Origin of the sequence: Sinomonas sp. B1-1 (assembly GCF_050474465.1) — a bacterium.
Lineage (GTDB): Bacteria > Actinomycetota > Actinomycetes > Actinomycetales > Micrococcaceae > Sinomonas > Sinomonas flava.
The window spans coordinates 17,152-30,026 of sequence record NZ_JBCHVF010000003.1 but is presented as its reverse complement, the minus strand read 5'-3'; the positions used below and the strand labels follow the sequence as shown (position 1 = coordinate 30,026).

13 protein-coding genes are annotated in these 12,875 nt (G+C 70.7%); 3 read left to right on the top strand and 10 right to left on the bottom strand.

Annotated features, from left to right (window positions below; genetic code table 11):
- Positions 1 to 105: 105 nt before the first annotated feature.
- On the top strand, positions 106 to 591 hold the full coding sequence (locus ACQ5BE_RS07145; RefSeq protein WP_430296325.1) for an Lrp/AsnC family transcriptional regulator: 486 nt from the start codon (positions 106 to 108) through the stop codon (positions 589 to 591).
- 56 nt (positions 592 to 647) lie between these two features.
- Complete coding sequence (locus tag ACQ5BE_RS07140) at positions 648 to 1,457, top strand: hypothetical protein (protein WP_430296324.1); 810 nt, start codon at positions 648 to 650, stop codon at positions 1,455 to 1,457.
- 154 nt (positions 1,458 to 1,611) lie between these two features.
- Here the strand turns inward: ACQ5BE_RS07140 and ACQ5BE_RS07135 are convergent, their stop codons facing one another.
- From ACQ5BE_RS07135 to paaA, 6 genes are read right to left on the bottom strand one after another with little or no spacing between them, the layout of a single operon-like run.
- Positions 1,612 to 2,394, bottom strand: a complete 783-nt coding sequence (locus tag ACQ5BE_RS07135) for an enoyl-CoA hydratase/isomerase family protein (RefSeq protein ID WP_430296323.1) — start codon at positions 2,392 to 2,394, stop codon at positions 1,612 to 1,614.
- 35 nt (positions 2,395 to 2,429) lie between these two features.
- Positions 2,430 to 3,665 carry a 1,2-phenylacetyl-CoA epoxidase subunit PaaE gene (paaE, locus tag ACQ5BE_RS07130; protein ID WP_430296322.1) on the bottom strand — a complete coding sequence of 412 codons (1,236 nt, stop codon included), beginning with the start codon at positions 3,663 to 3,665 and terminating at the stop codon, positions 2,430 to 2,432.
- Positions 3,666 to 4,166, bottom strand: a complete 501-nt coding sequence (gene paaD, locus ACQ5BE_RS07125) for a 1,2-phenylacetyl-CoA epoxidase subunit PaaD (RefSeq protein WP_430296321.1) — start codon at positions 4,164 to 4,166, stop codon at positions 3,666 to 3,668.
- A gap of 22 nt (positions 4,167 to 4,188) precedes the next feature.
- Entirely contained in the window at positions 4,189 to 5,046 is an 858-nt protein-coding gene (gene paaC, locus ACQ5BE_RS07120; RefSeq protein WP_430296320.1) for a 1,2-phenylacetyl-CoA epoxidase subunit PaaC, read from the bottom strand.
- Entirely contained in the window at positions 5,043 to 5,336 is a 294-nt protein-coding gene (gene paaB, locus ACQ5BE_RS07115; protein WP_208710228.1) for a 1,2-phenylacetyl-CoA epoxidase subunit PaaB, read from the bottom strand. The genes paaC and paaB overlap by 4 nt, the downstream gene beginning before the upstream one ends.
- The gene (paaA, locus tag ACQ5BE_RS07110; RefSeq protein WP_430296319.1) at positions 5,337 to 6,359 is read right to left on the bottom strand and encodes a 1,2-phenylacetyl-CoA epoxidase subunit PaaA; all 1,023 of its coding nucleotides are present in this window, start codon (positions 6,357 to 6,359) and stop codon (positions 5,337 to 5,339) included.
- 181 nt (positions 6,360 to 6,540) lie between these two features.
- Here paaA and ACQ5BE_RS07105 point away from each other — a divergent pair, with 181 nt between their 5' ends.
- Complete coding sequence (locus ACQ5BE_RS07105) at positions 6,541 to 7,623, top strand: LCP family protein (protein ID WP_430296318.1); 1,083 nt, start codon at positions 6,541 to 6,543, stop codon at positions 7,621 to 7,623.
- A gap of 50 nt (positions 7,624 to 7,673) precedes the next feature.
- Here the strand turns inward: ACQ5BE_RS07105 and ACQ5BE_RS07100 are convergent, their stop codons facing one another.
- The 4 genes from ACQ5BE_RS07100 to ACQ5BE_RS07085 form a co-directional block, all read right to left on the bottom strand.
- Entirely contained in the window at positions 7,674 to 9,347 is a 1,674-nt protein-coding gene (locus ACQ5BE_RS07100; RefSeq protein ID WP_430296317.1) for a polysaccharide biosynthesis tyrosine autokinase, read from the bottom strand.
- Positions 9,348 to 9,472: 125 nt separating this feature from the next.
- Positions 9,473 to 10,063, bottom strand: a complete 591-nt coding sequence (locus ACQ5BE_RS07095; protein WP_430296316.1) for a low molecular weight phosphatase family protein — start codon at positions 10,061 to 10,063, stop codon at positions 9,473 to 9,475.
- A gap of 90 nt (positions 10,064 to 10,153) precedes the next feature.
- Positions 10,154 to 10,741 (bottom strand): LPXTG cell wall anchor domain-containing protein, encoded by a 588-nt coding sequence (locus ACQ5BE_RS07090; RefSeq protein WP_430296315.1) that lies wholly within the window; start codon positions 10,739 to 10,741, stop codon positions 10,154 to 10,156.
- Positions 10,742 to 10,914: 173 nt separating this feature from the next.
- Positions 10,915 to 12,762 carry a DUF4012 domain-containing protein gene (locus ACQ5BE_RS07085; protein ID WP_430296314.1) on the bottom strand — a complete coding sequence of 616 codons (1,848 nt, stop codon included), beginning with the start codon at positions 12,760 to 12,762 and terminating at the stop codon, positions 10,915 to 10,917.
- Between the last annotated feature and the right edge of the window lie 113 nt (positions 12,763 to 12,875).

Here is a 12,875-nt window from a genome sequence, read left to right as displayed (position 1 = left end):
GTAGCCATTCGTATGCCGTTGAAGGGCACATCGTGGAAGACTGGATCCAGACCGCCCGAATTCAGAGACGAAACGTCACAATGACGTGGATCACAGGAGGGTTCCATGGACGATCTGCATCCCAGTCGCGAGGCACCGCCCCGGGCCGTGGAGCCGCGGCCGCTCGACGACGTCGACCGCGCCATCCTCGCCGAGCTCACTGAAGACGCGCGCCGCTCCGTGACGACCATCGCGGAGAACGTGCACATCTCCCGCGCGCACGCCTACAACCGGATCTCCCGGCTCCAGGCAGACGGCGTCATCACGAAGTTCACGGCCCTCGTCGATCCGCTGCGGGCCGGCCTGCGCTCGAGCGCGTACGTGACCCTCAAGGTGCGCCAGCAGACGTGGCGCGAGCTGCGCGAGCGGCTGCGCGCCATCCCGGAGGTGCACCACATCGCCCTCGTGGGCGGGGACTTCGACGTCATCATCCTCGTGCGGGCGCTGGACAACACCGACCTGCGCCGTGTCGTGTTCGACCAGCTGCAGAACATGCCCGGCGTCCTGGACACGCAGACGTTCCTGGTGTTCGAGGACCTGGACACCCGCTGACCTCCCACGCGTCCGGCGTGGGAAGGTAGAGGCAGGGAGCCGTGACGAGGAGAGCCATGAGCAGCGATGCGGGGACGGAGCGGGCGGACGCCCCGTCGCGCGGGCGGCCCGTGTGGATGTGGGTACTCATCGCCGCCTGCGCGGCGGTGGGCGTGGGGCTCGTCGTCGCCGTCGCCGGACTGTTCACTGCGGCCCCGCCGCAGCCGCCGGCGCCGGCACCGGGCACGGCCAGCGCCCCGCCGCCGACCCCGGACAGCGAGCTGTCCGTCTACCGGCTCAGCGATCCGCTGCCGTTCTCGTCGGCCCCTGTCTGGCACGCCGCCCCGAGCGCCCTGTACACGCTGACCGCGGCCCCCGACGAATTCCGCTACGTGGGCTCGAACGGGTGCACCCTCGTCTTCCGCACCGGCCCGCTCGTGCCGTCGCCTTCACCCTCGGCGCGCCCGACGGCGACCGCCTCGGCATCCGCCGCCGGCTCGCCGACGCCCTCGGGCCCCTCGTCATCGGGCCCGACGGGCAGCGCCGGCGCCGCGGCGTCGGACGATCCCGAGACGGCGGCGACGGCCGCAGCGCTCGAGGGCGCGGCGGCCACCGTGCTCGCGCGTGGTACCGGCGGCGCGGTGACGGGGAGGGGCTTTCCTGTCGTCGTGACCCTCGGGTCCCTCACCGGGCCCCTCGTCGACATGGCCGGGGCCACCCTGCGGGTCCAGCACGCCGACGGCACCGTCACGCACGTCCGCCTGGCCGTGCGCGCGGCACCCTCCGCGCAGGCGTCCTTCCAGGTCTCGGCCGAGTGCGCGACCCCCGAGGAGGCCGCCACGGCGATGAACCACGCGAGCGTGCACGCCTTCATCGCGACGCGCTGACGCCCACGCTGAGGGACCCCACAACCAACCGCCAGGGACCCCGCAATCCACCGCCAGGGACCCCACAACCAACCGCCAAGGACCCCGCAACGGATCATGCCCGTTGCGGGGTCCCGTCCCGGCGGTTGCGGGGTCCCTGGCGCGCGATCGCGGGTCAGCGGCCGGTGAAGGCGGGCTTCCGCTTCTCCTGGAAGGCCTTGAACCCCTCGGCGTAGTCCTCCGAGGAGCAGAGCTGGGCCTGCGCCTTGTTCTCCGCCTCCATGGACTCCCAGAGCCCGAGGCGACGGTCGCGGATCTGCGCGACGAGCTCCTTCGACGCGACGAACGCGCCGGTGGCCCCCTCGGCGACGCGGCCGACGATCTCCCGCGTGCGCGGCAGCAGTTCCTCGGCCGGGAAGGCCCGGGAGAACATGCCGGAGCGGACAGCGTCCGCCCCGCTCATGAGCTCGGCCGTGTACACGAGGTCGAGCGTGCGGTGCATGCCGAGGCGCTCCGTGAAGTACCAGTGGCCGCCCGAGTCCAGCGTCGCCCCGAGGTTCGCGAACGGCGAGCCGATCTTGGCGTTCTCGGCCACGTACACGACGTCGGTCGCGAGCAGCAGCCCGAGGCCGACCCCGAGGGACGCGCCCTGGGCCGCCGCGAACGTGGGCGCCGGGAAGGCCGCCATCTTCTGCAGCAGGGGCTGCACCTTCCCGCCCAGGTACCCCAGCACGTCGTCGTCGGCGGGGACGACCCCGGAGATGTCCCGGCCCGCGCAGAAGGCCCGGCCCTCGCCGCGCAGGAGGAGGACCCGCACGTCGCCGCGCGAGGCGGCGGCAGCGGCGTCGTCGTAGGCGTCCGAGAGCTCGCCGAGCGCGGCCTCGTCGAGGGAGTTGAGCTTGGCGGGCGCGTCGAGGACGACCTCGGCGACCCCGCCGGCGATGGTGAGGTTGATCATTCAGGCTCCTTGGTTTCGGCTCTGCTCAACCGCCGTCACGCGTCGAAGTCGACGGACACGCTGTCCGTGGTCGGGTGGGACTGGCACGTCAGGACGTAGCCGCGCTCCACCTCGTCCGGCTCAAGCGCGTAGTTCTCCGTCATCTCCACCGTGCCCGAGACGAGCTTGGCACGGCACGTCCCGCAGACGCCGCCGGCGCACGCGAACGGCACGTCGGGGCGCACGCGCAGGGCCGCGTTCAGGATCGTCTCGTTCGCGGAGACCGGGGACTTGACCGTGCCCTGGAGTCCGTCGAGGCGGAACTCGATCTCGAAGCTCTTCCCGCTCGGGTCCTCGATCACCGGCCGGCCGATGTTGCCCTCGAGGCTCGTCGGGGTGCCGGTGGTGAAGAGCTCGTAGCGGACCTTCTCGGGCTCCACACCGCGGGCCGAGAGCGTGTCGCGCACGAGCTGGACGAGCTCGAACGGGCCGCACAGGAACCACTCGTCGACGTCGTCGGCGTGGATCACGGTGTTGAGCAGCGTGGTGAGCTTCTCGTCGTCGACCCTGCCGGAGAGCAGCGGGGAGATGCGCTGCTCGCGCGAGAGCACGTGGTGGAGCGCGAAGCGGGACGGGTAGCGGTCCTTCAGGTCCGCGAGCTCCTCGACGAACATGACGTCCATGGCCGCCTTGTTCGCGTAGATGAGGTCGAAGCGGACGTTCTCGTCCGCCGCGAGGACGGTCTTCGCGATCGCCATGATGGGCGTGATCCCGGAGCCGGCCGCGACCGCCACGAACGTGTGCTCGACATCCGTGTCGATGCTCGCCGGGTCGTTGAGACCGGTCATCCTGTGCTTCGAGATGAACGCGCCGGCCGGGCTCATGACGTCGAGCACGGTGCCGGGCTCGAGGCTCTCGTTCGCCCAGGTCGAGAAGATGCCGCCGAGGTCGCGCTTGATGGCCACCTTGATCTCGGTCGAGCCGTCGTCGAAGCGCCGGGGGGCCGCGCAGATCGAGTACGAGCGGCGCACCTCCCGCTTCTCGCCGCCCTGGTTCGGGTCCTCCAGCTCGGCCCGGAGGGCCACGTACTGGCCGGGGATGTAGTCGTACTCGTCGGCGAGCTCGGCGGGGACCGCGAACGTCACCTCGATCGCGTCGTTGGTGAGCTTGCGGACGTCGCTCACCTCGAGCTTGTGGAAGGACGCACGACGCCGCGTGGTCCCCTCCGCGTCCGAGCCGGCGGCCGCGTCTTCTGCGACGTCGGCGGCGGTCTCGTTCAGCTGGTCAGTCATCTAGAGCACCTTGAAGTAGTCGAAGGGTTCCTTGCAGTCCTGGCAGACGTAGAGGGCCTTGCAGGACGTGGAACCGAAGCGGGACATCTCGCGTGTGTTGAGGGAGTGGCACTGCGGGCACTTGACGGCGAGGCCGAGCTTGATCGGGCCGGCGTGGGCTGTTCCCATACCGGCTGCGCCGGTAGGTGGGGCGATGCCGTACTTCTCGAGCTTGGCCTTCCCCTCCTCGCTCATCCAGTCCGTGGTCCAGGCCGGGGAGAGCACGAGGTCGACCTCGACCTTGGAATGGCCGGCCTTGGCGAACACCGCCGTGAGGTCGTCCCGGATCGTGTCCATGGCGGGGCACCCCGAGTAGGTCGGGGTGATCGTGAGGCGGACCGTGCCGTCGGTGTCGAGGCGGCCGTCCCGCAGGATCCCGAGGTCCGCGATGGACAGCACCGGGATCTCGGGGTCGGTCACCGTGGCCGCGAGCTCGCGGACCTCGTCGTCAGTGGTGATCATGGCAGTTCCTTGCCTCGGTCCTCTACCAGGTTGCCCCGGGGTGCTTGCGCGCGAGGACCTGCATCTCGGCGAGGATGTAGCCGAGGTGCTCGGTGTGCTCGCCGCGGCGGCCGCCGCCGCTGGCACGCGGGACGTTGGGGACGCTGAGCGTGGCCTCGTCGAGGACCGATGCGATCTGGGCGTCGAAGGCGGCCCGCAGGCTCGAGGGGCGCACGCCCGCGTCGCCGACCGCGTCGATGAGCGCGTCGTCGTCGAACATCTCGTCGACGTAGGGCCACACGAGCTCGAGGGCGTCCTGCATCCGGCGGTGCGACTCCTCGGTGCCGTCGCCGAGGCGGAGGGTCCACTGCACGGCGTGGTCGCGGTGGTAGTCCACCTCCTTGAGGGCCTTCGCGGCGATCGCGGCGATGGTCGCGTCGGTCGAGGCCAGCAGCTCCGTGTAGAGGAGGTACTGGTAGACCGAGACGACGAGCTGGCGCGCGATCGTGAAGCCGAAGTCGCCGTTGGGCTGCTCGACGATCCAGAGCGAGCGGAACTCGTCCTCCTCCCGCCAGTAGGCGAGGTCGTCCTCGGTCTTGTCCCATGCGTGGCCCGCGTAGGAGAGGAAGGAGCGCGCGTGGCCGAGGACGTCCAGGGCGATGTTGCCGAGGGCGATGTCCTCCTCGAGCTCCGGGGCGCGTGAGATCCAGTGGCTCAGGCGCTGCGCGAGGATGAGGGCGTCGTCGCCCAGGCGCAGGGCGTACTGCGCGACGTCCTCGGCGGGCTTCTCCTTGGCGATCGCGATGTCCTCGGGACGCAGCGCGTTGCCGGGGGTGACTCGGGTGGCCGACGCCGCGGAGTCGCCGAAGCTGTCGAGCGAGTGGTCGGTATGCGTCGTCACAGGTGCTTCACACCCTCGCTCTTGGTGTAGTACGTCGCGTGGCGGTAGTCCTTGCCCTGCGGCGACTCGAAGAACGCGCCCTTGGAGTCCGGGTCGGAGGAGGCGATGGCGTCCGAGGGGACGACCCAGATGGACACGCCCTCGTTGCGGCGGGTGTAGAGGTCCCGCGCGTTGCGCAGCGCCATTGCCGCGTCAGGGGCGTGGAGGGAGCCGGCGTGGACGTGGGAGAGGCCGCGGCTCGAGCGGACGAAAACCTCCCAGAGGGGCCAGATGTTGGTCTGCTCGCTCACTTAAGCTGCTCCGATCTCGTTCTTGGCGGCCTTGGCGGCCTGCTTCTCTGCGTACGCGCGGGCCGCCTCGCGGACCCAGGCGCCGTCCGCATGGGCCTCGCGGCGGCGCGCCATGCGCTGGGCGTTGCACGGGCCGCGGCCCGCGATGACCTCGTGGAACTCCTGCCAGTCGAGCTCCTTGTGGATCCACCGGCCGTTCACCTCGTCGTAGCGGAGCTCAGGATCCGGGAGGGTCAGGCCGAGGACCTTGACCTGCTCGGCGATCATCCCCACGAACCGCTGGCGCAGCTCGTCGTTGGAGAATCGCTTGATGTTCCAGGCCATGGACTGCTTCGAGTTCGGCGAGTCGGCGTCCGGCGGGCCGAACATCATCAGGGCCGGGGCGTAGAAGCGGTTGACGGCGTCCTGGGCCATCTGCTTCTGGGCCGGGGTGCCGTTCGAGAGCTCGAGCAGGATCTCGAAGCCCTGGCGCTGGTGGAACGACTCCTCCTTGCAGATGCGCACCATGGCGCGGCCGTAGGGGCCGTAGCTCGCGCGGCAGAGGGGGACCTGGTTGGCGATCGCCGCGCCGTCCACGAGCCAGCCGATCGCACCCATGTCGGCCCACGTGCGTGCCGGGTAGTTGAAGATCGACGAGTACTTGGCCTTGCCGTCCAGGAGCTGCTGGTTCAGGACGTCGCGCGGGGTGCCGAGGGACTCCGCCGCGGAGTAGAGGTAGAGGCCGTGGCCGGCCTCGTCCTGGACCTTCGCCATCAGGATGGCCTTGCGCTTGAGGCTCGGGGCGCGGGTGATCCAGTTCGCCTCGGGCTGCATGCCGATGATCTCGGAGTGCGCGTGCTGGGACACCTGGCGCACGAGCGTCTTGCGGTAGGCCGCGGGCATCCAGTCGCGAGGCTCGATGCGCGAGTCCTCGGCGATGATGCGATCAAAGTAGGCCTGACCCGCAATGTCCTCAGCCGACGGGGCCTCGTCACCCTGTCCAGGCTGGGGCTGGGGCACGGACTGCAGGGTCGCAGCTGCCATGTCTCCTCCTCAGAAATAATTACCGACCGTTCGTTCAGAATATGGGTCGATTCTACTGCCGTCAAGGTACGCAGCCTGTTTGCCCCGCAGACGCCCGCGGCACTCGAATGTGGCGGGTTCCCTACTCGTTTCGGGGCAGAGCCCTGTCCGGGCTCCCTGACGCGGCGTCACCGTTGGTTCCATGATCCCGACGACGAGCGACCCGGCCCTCGGCGCTGAGGCGGGGCCGGCCCAGCATCGCATCAGGCGCCGGCGCCGGCGCCGGCGCGGGACAGTGGTCCTCCTCGTCGCGCTCGCCGTCGTCGTCGGTGCCGCGTCCGCAGCCATCGTCTTCCTGGGATCGCTCGCGACGACCTTCGACTCCGCGACCCAGAAGATCCCGACAGCGTTCCCGCAGAACGTCGCGAGGCCCGCGGAGGAGCTGGCCGCAGACGGCAAGACCGCCGTCAACATCCTTCTGGTCGGCAGCGACAGCCGGGGAGCCGCCCTCTCGCAGGCCGAAGCCGGCGTTCCCTCGGACCAGCGTTCGGACACCATGCTGCTGGTCCACATCCCCGCCGACAGGAAGAACGCCTACGTCATCTCGATCATGCGGGATACCTGGGTGCCCATCCCTGGTCGGGGGAACGCGAAGGTCAATGCCGCCTTCGCCTTCGGGGGCGTCCCGCTCATGGTCGAGACCGTCGAATCGCTCCTCCACCAGCGCATCGACCACGTGGCGCTCGTCGACTTCGAGGGGTTCAGGGCAGTCACCGATGCGGTCGGCGGCGTGGACGTCGACGTTCCGGTTCCCTTCACCGCCGCCCAGTCCCCGGGCTACCGGTTCGCGGCCGGTCGGCAGAAGCTCACCGGCGACCAGGCCTTGGCCTTCGTCCGTGAACGCTATGCCTTCCCCGACGGCGACTACCAGCGCGTGCGGGACCAGCAGATCTTCGTCAAGTCGCTCGCGGGCCAGATCGCGCGGCCGGAGACTCTGGCCAATCCATTCACTCTCAGCCGGGTGGTCACGCAGCTCGCGCCCTACCTCACGGTGGACAGCGGCTTCACGTCGCAGGCGGTGTCTGCGCTCGCCTTCGAGCTGAAGGACATCCGCCCGTCGGCCATCGTGAGCTTCACGCTGCCCACTGCCGGGACGGGCGTCTCACCCGACGGGCAGTCGATCGTGATCATGGACGAGGGGGCGACGGAGGCACTGGCAGCCGCGATGAGCGGTGGCACGGTCCCCCAGTACGTGGCCGAGCGGAACCTCCAGAACGGCAACTGAGCAGTCCACAGCGGTGGACGCCGTCTCGGCTCGCTCGCCCGGGACCCTGCTCAGCCTGCGGAGCGGCGGCCCCGGTGATCCCTCAGCTGCGCCGGCAACCAGAGATCGTCGGCCAGGCCGTCCGCGTCGACGCTCTCGTCCGCGTCGGTGAGCTGGCCCAGGCGTCCGGAGGACGGCGCGTGGCGGTCCTGCCTGTCCGCATAGTGCCCTGGAACAGCCGCCGGGCGGTAGGCGGGCTCGTACGGGGCCTCAGCCAGCGGCCGGCTGTCGGGAGCCGGCTCGTGCAGCTCGGCGTCGGGGGCGTTCACGGTCGGGCGCGGGGCGCGGGAAGGCTTGCGTCTGGCCGAGGGCCGCCGGCCCTTGGTCCGCCCCCCGCGGGCGTCGTCGCCGTAGGTGCCGTAGTACGAATAGGCCGAGGACTCCGGCCCCGCGGTGGGCACGCAGTTCAGGACGACGCCGAGAAGCCGGCCGTTGACCCTGCTCAGGTTCCCGAACGCGCGCTCGAGCTGGTCGGTCGTGGTCTGGCCCGCGCGGGCGACGACGAGGGTGCCGTCCACGGCCCGGGACAGCACGGCCGCGTCGGTCACCGGGAGCAGCGGCGGCGCGTCGACCAGGACGATCGCGTCCTCGGCGAGACGGCGCAGGAGGGCCTGCATGGCGCGCGAGCCGAGGAGCTCTGCGGGGTTCGGAGGGATACGCCCCGAACCGAGCAGCGTGAGGTTCTCGGAGCCCGCCCAGCCCTGCCGGACGTCCTCGATGTCTGCGCGGCCCGAGAGCACGTCGGTGACCCCCACTCCCGGGACAAGGTCGAAGACCTTGTCGACCATGGGCCGACGGAGATCGCAGTCCACGACCACGACCTTCTCCCCCGCCGCCACCATGCCGGCGGCGAGGTTGGCCACCACGGCCGACTTGCCTTCGGAGGGCATGGCACTCGTGACGAGGATGACCCGCGGCGGCTGGTCCACGTCGACGAACTGCAGGTTCGTGCGGAGCTCGCGGAACGCCTCGCCGAGCGCGCTCCCCCACTGGTCCGCCGCGATGACCTCGGCCTGCGGCCCGAAGTCGTGGTCGACGGGAAGGGTGCCGAGCACCGGCACGGAGAACTGCCGCTCGACCTCGGCGGCAGTGCGGATGCGACGGTCCACATGGTTGCGGACCATGGCGTACGCGAACCCGAGCAGCAGGCCACCTACCACCCCGACGCCGAGAGTGAGGCGGATGTTGGGCGAGACAGGCTCGGTCGGGAGCACGGCGCGGCTCAGCGTCACGACGCGGACCGGGGGCAGGCCGGTCTGGCCGGCGGAGCGTTCGATCTCGGAGACCTGGGCGGATAGTGCGGAGATCCAGGCGTCGGCAACGCGCTGTGCCTCCGAGGGATCAGTGGACTTCGCGGAGACGCGGATCTCGGTCGTGTCGACGGGCACGGTGACCGTGACGGCCGAGGCGAGGGCCTGCGGGCTGCGGTCCATACCGAGGTCGCGGGCCACGCGCTCGGCGACGAGCGCCGACTCGGCGACCGACTTGTAGTTCTTGGCCCGGGACTTGGCGAGGTTGTCGCCAGCGAGAGACAGGCTCAGGTTGTCGCCGCCCACCGTGATGACGACCCCGCTCGCCTCAGCGGCATACTGCCGGGGCTGGACCAGATACCAGCCGAAGGCCACGGCGGTCGCGAGCGTGGTGATGAGGAGGATTCCCCGCCAATGCCGCCGCATAACGGCCATATAGTCGCCAAGGGTCAATTCCCCGCCCTTGCGCGCGTCCGTCTCATGCTCCACGAAAACTGTCCTCCCCATTGGCCGCTTCCGCGGACACCCGATCGAGTCTACCGAAGGCGCGCCATGCCGCGTCACACGAGGCGTTCGCCGTATCCCTGCAGAGCGTCCAGCGCGGGAAGCAGCTGCGATGCCATCGCCTCATAGGCGGCGGGTCCCCTGCGGAAGGGGTCGGTCACCTCGTCGTCCCGGCTGGGTGCCCGCCTGAACGCCGAGGCCCGGGCGATGGCCTGCTTCCATGCCGGACGCCACTCGGCGGCGCCGCGGCGTTCGGCGCCGAACGATGCATCGCCGAGAACCCGCGCGAGCTCCCGGATCAGGAACGTGCGCTTGAGCGCCGCCGGCTCGGCACGCAGCACCTCTGCCAGGTGCTCCCTGCCTGCCGTGAGCACCAGGTCCGCCGCGCGGATGCTCTGGGGCTCGAGCTGACGGGCGGCAAACCCGTCGAACGTGATCCCCTCGGCGAGGCCGATGGCCGCGATCGGGCCGGCAACAGGCTCTCCCACGAGAGCGCGGGTCCCGGCACTCGCGACGCGGGTGCGTCCGGGGGCCAGCGTGTCGAACCTGTGCTGGAGCCACCGCTCGGCAAGGGGAGAACGGCACACGTTGCCCGTGCACACCACGAGGATCCTGAAGGGCTGCGCCGCATCCAAGGCCGGATCCACGCCGCTGGTCAACCTCCGAGGGCGGACGCGCGGAAGGGATGCCCCTCCCGCGCGCCCGTCCCTGCGGCGTTGTTGCCCATGCGGATGTCGCTACTGGCGGGCCGCGCTGCGGCGGCGGGCGACGATCGTGACAGCCGCACCAGCCGCGACAGCACCGACGCCGGCGATGGACCAGCCGATGAGGGCCGGGTCGGCGCCCGTCTGGGCGAGGGCCTGGCCCCCGGTCTGGCTCTGGTCACTGACCTGGGCCACTTCGGCCGAACCCACGACGACGACGCGCGCCGTCGCCGTGTGGCCGGAGGTCGCGCCGACGGCGGTGATGAGGTACGTGCCCGGCTCGTTGAGAACGATGGTGGCGGTCGCGACGCCCTTGGCATCCGCGACGACGGACAGCGGCGCGGGAGCCGCAGAGAGGATTCCGGGAACGCTGAGGTTGGCCCCGCCGCGGCCGCCGCCGGCAGCCTGCGGGCCTCCGACGAGGCTGAAGCTGATGGTCACGGTCTCACCGGGCGCAAAGCCGGATGCGGTGAAGGTGAATGCCTCTCCCGGGGCGACCGTCGAGTCCGAGACGACTGCGGAGGGCGACGGCGCGGGGTACTGGCCCGCGACGGCCGGGAGTGCTCCGGCGAGAACGATTGCTCCAGACAGCGCGAGTGCGGCGCCGATCTTCTTCTTCATGGTCTAACTCCCCCTAGCGATAGTGGTTTCGCCGCCTGTCAACGGCTATACGGGGCACACCATCATTCTCTACGGCCCCTGTCACGAAGATGACGTCAGAGTTCACCCGGACCCTCGGAGACTAACACGTTCGGAGAAAAGGCCGAAAACGCGCAATAAACCCCTCCCAGATCTCATCCGGCGCCCGTTGCACAGCCAGTGCCGGAGCCCTCCTGGACGACCTCGGCACGGGGCTGCACGCCCGGGCTCGTGTCGATGCGCATCGGCGCATCCGGCACCCCACTGAAGCGGAACTCGAGCTGGGTGCTCTGCCCGGGGGCGAGCCGAACTGTGAGCAAGCCCACAGGGCGTCCTGCATGCCGGTCGGACGCCATGCCTCCCGGTGCGCCGTCGATCACGGCGTTCTCCACGTACGCTCCCGCCGGCCCGTAGGCCACGACATTCGTCTGCACCATTCCCGGTGGAATTCCGAACACCCCATTTCCGGTCACGTATGCCGGCAATGAGTGCGCGGCATCCTCCGGGGCATCATTCCTCAACGAGATCCGCAGAACTGCGTGGGAGCCCTGGGAATCGCACATCCGGACGACAGAGACGGTTCTTCGGACGTAATAGTCCATTTTCGCGCCCGTGCCGTCATTGAAATAGGCACCGAACCGGGCGTCCCCCCGCTCCGGCCCCGCCACCGACCCGGAAATGTCCCAGCCGCCCAGGGCGGCCTGTTCCTCGGAATGCGTCGAATAGAGGAGCATGCGGCCGTCCCCGACGACCGTCTCGACCGCGGAAAGGAGGGCCTTCTCCTTCGGCTGGCCGGCAGAGAATGCGTCGAACACCTTTCGCGCCACGGCCGCGAAATAGGCGTCCTGCTCCTTCGGGGACTCGATCCGGTAGATGTCGGAGAGCAGGGTGCGCACTGCATTGTCGCTCGTGAGCGCCGTCGGCAGCCCGTCTCCGCGGAAACGCGAGAATTCCGGCCCTGAAAGGTCCACCGGGCCCCACGCACGCAGCAGCTGGGCCAGGGCGACCGGGTCCAGCGACGCCACGCCGTCGACCTTCCGTCCGGTCGAGGCCTCCCACATGGCCGCCGCGGTCGCGGCCGCCGTCGGGAAGTCGGGCGTCAGCGTCACGTCCTGCATGAAGCGGCCGAGCCGCGAGCTGTAGATGCGCGTCTGGACGGGGTCCACGGCGATCGGTGGCGCGAAGACGCCCAGCCCGCCGGCAGAGCCCTGGGCCGTGACGGAGACCGCTCCCCGCTCCGCGACGAGCTCGACCAGGGCTCCGGGGATGCCGCCTCCGGCGCGGGTCTCTGCGTTGTTCTGGATGAGGACGAGGTACCTCCGCGGCCCGTCCGCGCCCAGCATGCCCGGGGCGATCCGGGCCATCGCCTCGGCGGTCTGGACCGCACCCTCGACGGCGTCGAGCTGTTTCCTGCCCTCCGCCAGCGGCCCGCGCAGCTGCGGCAGGACCGCTGAATCGTCGATGCCCCGCAGACGTGACGCGGCGGCGTCGACCGCGTCTGCCGCCTCCGCGAGACGGGGCGCCGCGCCCGCGAGTGCGGACAGGTCGCGCTGCCCCCCTGGCGGGGCGAGCAGCGAGGGTCCAACCGCCGAAGCGGCGTCCATCAGGGCCGGCAGGGCCGCGCTGGCGAGCCCGTCGGCGGCCACGGACACCTCCCGGGCCACCCGCAGGTTCGGGCCCGCCCACGGCAGGGCCTCCGCGAGTGCCCACAGGGGCGAGGACGAGGATCCGCGGGCCGCGCTCGCGTGCTGCTGGATCTCGCGGACAGTGGCACGCGCGTCGTCGAAGCGTCCGTCCTCGGCCTGGCCCTTGAGCACAGGCACCAAGGCTGCCACCCGCGTGAGCTCGTCGCGGGTGCTCATCGCCTGCACTGCGACGACGGCTCCGCACACGACGACGGCCGCGAGCAGCGCGGCCAGGGCCCAGGCCCGCCGGAACCGCCAGGCCCGCCGGGACCGCCGCACTCTCCTGCGGGCGCGCCCGTCCCTGCGCAGGTCCCCCATCTGCTGCCTCTTCCGCTTGTCCGATCGTCCCCTGCCGATGCTAGTGGTCCCCGCGGCGGCCCCCAACCCGATGGCCGCCGCGGCGGAGACGGCGCGGCGGATAGGGTTGGCCC

What these genes read in the sequence shown, in the direction of transcription:
- ACQ5BE_RS07085 (WP_430296314.1), bottom strand. Translation starts at nt 12,762, where the DNA reads ATGGGGGACCTGCGCAGGGACGGGCGCGCCCGCAGGAGAGTGCGGCGG.
- ACQ5BE_RS07145 (WP_430296325.1), top strand. Translation starts at nt 106, where the DNA reads ATGGACGATCTGCATCCCAGTCGCGAGGCACCGCCCCGGGCCGTGGAG.
- paaD (WP_430296321.1), bottom strand. Translation starts at nt 4,166, where the DNA reads ATGATCACCACTGACGACGAGGTCCGCGAGCTCGCGGCCACGGTGACC.
- paaA (WP_430296319.1), bottom strand. Translation starts at nt 6,359, where the DNA reads ATGGCAGCTGCGACCCTGCAGTCCGTGCCCCAGCCCCAGCCTGGACAG.
- ACQ5BE_RS07090 (WP_430296315.1), bottom strand. Translation starts at nt 10,741, where the DNA reads ATGAAGAAGAAGATCGGCGCCGCACTCGCGCTGTCTGGAGCAATCGTT.
- ACQ5BE_RS07135 (WP_430296323.1), bottom strand. Translation starts at nt 2,394, where the DNA reads ATGATCAACCTCACCATCGCCGGCGGGGTCGCCGAGGTCGTCCTCGAC.
- ACQ5BE_RS07100 (WP_430296317.1), bottom strand. Translation starts at nt 9,347, where the DNA reads ATGGCCGTTATGCGGCGGCATTGGCGGGGAATCCTCCTCATCACCACG.
- paaE (WP_430296322.1), bottom strand. Translation starts at nt 3,665, where the DNA reads ATGACTGACCAGCTGAACGAGACCGCCGCCGACGTCGCAGAAGACGCG.
- ACQ5BE_RS07105 (WP_430296318.1), top strand. Translation starts at nt 6,541, where the DNA reads ATGATCCCGACGACGAGCGACCCGGCCCTCGGCGCTGAGGCGGGGCCG.
- ACQ5BE_RS07140 (WP_430296324.1), top strand. Translation starts at nt 648, where the DNA reads ATGAGCAGCGATGCGGGGACGGAGCGGGCGGACGCCCCGTCGCGCGGG.